Source organism: Streptomyces hygroscopicus subsp. hygroscopicus (genome assembly GCF_001553455.1).
In the GTDB taxonomy this organism is placed as follows: Bacteria; Actinomycetota; Actinomycetes; order Streptomycetales; family Streptomycetaceae; genus Streptomyces; species Streptomyces hygroscopicus.
Genome location: NZ_BBOX01000554.1, coordinates 1 through 2,402 on the forward strand (window position 1 = coordinate 1; position 2,402 = coordinate 2,402).

General features: G+C 74.6%; 1 protein-coding gene. It reads right to left on the bottom strand.

The window, feature by feature from the left end:
* The coding region (locus AXW62_RS38530) for a type I polyketide synthase (protein ID WP_159061074.1) at positions 1–2,402 on the bottom strand (2,402 nt) is incomplete at both ends.

Below are 2,402 nucleotides of genomic sequence, written 5' to 3' on the forward strand. Positions count from 1 at the left end.
GCAACACCGCCGGAAGGTCCTGACGCGCCACCCCCGCCGTGCTGATATCGGCGGCGACGCAGAGCGGGCCTCCCCGTGCACAGGCGGCGTCGAGCAGGTCCAGCGCCTTCTCGCTGGACAGCGCGGCGATGCCCGAGCGGGTCATCCGGGCCCGGTCCGTCGCCGCGAGCTTGCCGGTCATCCCGCTGGCCTGGGCCCACAGCCCCCAGGCCACCGAAAGCCCCGGGAGGCCGAGGGCCCGGCGGTGGGCTGCGAGGGCGTCGCAGAAGGCGTTGGCGGCGGCGTAGTTGGCCTGTCCGGGGCTGCCCATGACCCCGGCGGCCGACGAGAACATCACGAACAGACGGAGCGGAAGATGCGCCGTGGCGGTGTGCAGATGGGCCGCGCCCGTCGCCTTGGCCGCCCACACCCGGGCCAGCCGCTCGGGGCTCTGTGAGGTGATCACCGCGTCGTCAAGAAGCCCCGTGGCATGGATGACACCGGTCAGCGGGTGCTCGCCATCGATCCCCGCCACGAGCTCGGCCACCGCCGACGCGTCCGTGACGTCCACGGCGGCGATCCGCACCCGCGCGCCCAGTTCCTCCAGGCGGACGGCCAGGTCGCGAGCCCCTGGAGCGTCCGGCCCGCGACGGCTCACCAGCAGCAGCCGGCCGACCCGCCACGTCCGCACCAGATGCTCGGCCAGCAGGCCGCCCAGGGTGCCGGTGCCACCCGTCACCAGCACCGTCCCGTCAGGATCGAGCGCCACCGCGCTGCTCGGCGCCCCCGGGCCGCCGTCAGCGGTGGCCCGGATCAGCCGCGGCACCCACGCTCGGCCATCCCGTACGGCCAGCTGCGGCTCGTCCATGTCCAGCGCCTGTGCGACGGCGTTCCGCACCCCGTCCCCGGAAACGCCCGACGCCGGGCCGGCACCGAAGCCGAGGTCCAGGCCCAGGTCCATGTGAAGGTCGAGGTCGAGCAGAAGAAAACGCCCCGGGTTCTCCGCCTGGGCGCTCCGCAGAAGACCCCACAGCGCGGCAGCGGCCACGTCCGTACCACCCTCGGCGTCGGCGTCGGTCACGGCGACCGCGCCACGGGTCACCACCACCAACCGGGCATCCTCCAGCCGCGGTTCGGCCAGCCACCCCCGCACCAGTTCCAGTGCTCGTCCCGCCACCGCCAGACCGTCGGCCGCCATATCGGCCACGGCATCGGCGCCCGAGCGCGGGAACGGGGCGAGAACCACGTCCGGGACCGGCCGGTCGCCATCGAGCCCGGCGAGGAACCCCTCCAGATCCGGACGCGCGCCCTCGGTTGCCAAGACCGCCCAGCCGCCGCGTTCGGAGTCCGGCCCGTCAACACCTGCCCGCTGCGGCAGCGGGACCCAGTCCAGGGCGAACAGACCGGCCACGCCACGCCGCGCCCCAGCCCGTAACTGGTTCACGGCCGCCGGACGCGTCACCAAGGAGTCGACCGTCAGTACGGGGTCGCCCACGGCATCCGCCACCACCAGCCGCAGCCCGCGCTCACCCGCCGCCCCGTCCCGACGCGGGGACAGCCGAACCCGTACGGTGCTCGCTCCGGCGGCCCACAACGACACCCCGTTCCAGGCGAACGGCAGCCACACCCGGCCACCGTCCCGCTCCCGCTCGGATCCGGTGTCGAGCAGAAGGGCCGGGTGCAGGGCCGCGTCGAGCAGGGCCGGGTGGATGCCGAACCCGTCCGTGTCCCCCGCCGCTTCGGGCAGCGTCACCTCGGCCAGGAGGTCCGCGCCGTCCCGCCACACCGCACGCAGCCCCTGGAACGCGGGGCCGTACGCATAACCCGAGGCGGCAGCATGCTCGTAGAAGCCATCCAGGTCCACCGGCTCCGCACCTGCCGGAGGCCACGCGCCGCCCAGTCCCCCGGCCGGCTGATCCGTGCCGTCCGGCGCCGGACTCAGCACCCCCTCGGCGTGGCACACCCAGCCCACTTCGGTGCCCGTGTCGGCCTCGCCGTCCGGGCGTGAGTAGACCCGCACCTCGCGGCGCCCGTCCTCCGCCTCGGCACCCACCACCACCTGGACCCGCAGCCCGCCCGACTCCGGCAGCACCAACGGGACGTGCAGCGCCAGCTCCTCGATCCCACCGCAGCCGACCTCGTCGGCCGCCCGCAGCACCCACTCCACCAACGCCGCCCCCGGGGCCAGGACGGCGTCCGCCACGATGTGCTCGCCGAGCCAGCCGTTGCCGCCACCGGCGGCGATACGCCCGGTGAGCAGGTGGGTGCTTCCATCGGCCAGCTCCACGGCGGCGCCCAGCAACGGATGGTCCGCGGCGACCAGCCCGAGGTCGCTCGGGTCACCGACCGCCCCCGAGGCGTTCATCCAGTAGCTCTGGTGTTGGAAGGCGTAGGTGGGCAGGTCGACGGTACGGGAAGTGGGG